General features: G+C 68.0%; 1 protein-coding gene. It reads right to left on the bottom strand.

What is annotated here, in order from left to right; genetic code table 11:
* On the bottom strand, positions 1-278 hold a 278-nt coding region (locus EN869_RS34180), incomplete at both ends, for a gamma-glutamylcyclotransferase (protein ID WP_189508278.1).

Raw genomic sequence — 278 nt, 5'->3', positions numbered from 1 at the left:
ACCACGCTTTCCTCGAGCGGGCCGGAATAGGTTGTGCCCTTGCGGTTGATGACGAATGCCAGCGCCCGCAACGTGCCGCCGTCGCTCGAAAGGTTGAGCAGGCGCGGATGGTAGCTGGTCGGCTTCAGCGTCACTTCGCGCCGCAGGACCTTGTCGAGCTGCCGGCGCCGGTCGGCGTCGCCAAGCCTGAAGGCGACGCCCTTGCACTGCCCGCCCCGGTCCAGCGCCATCATCAGGCCAGGCTGCTCCCTGGTGCCGCGCCAGCGCGTCATCTTCAT

The organism is Mesorhizobium sp. M2D.F.Ca.ET.226.01.1.1, from assembly GCF_004022705.2.
Lineage (GTDB): Bacteria > Pseudomonadota > Alphaproteobacteria > Rhizobiales > Rhizobiaceae > Mesorhizobium.
The sequence above is the reverse complement of the archived record's forward strand: the minus strand, read 5'-3'. Positions and strand labels throughout refer to the sequence as shown.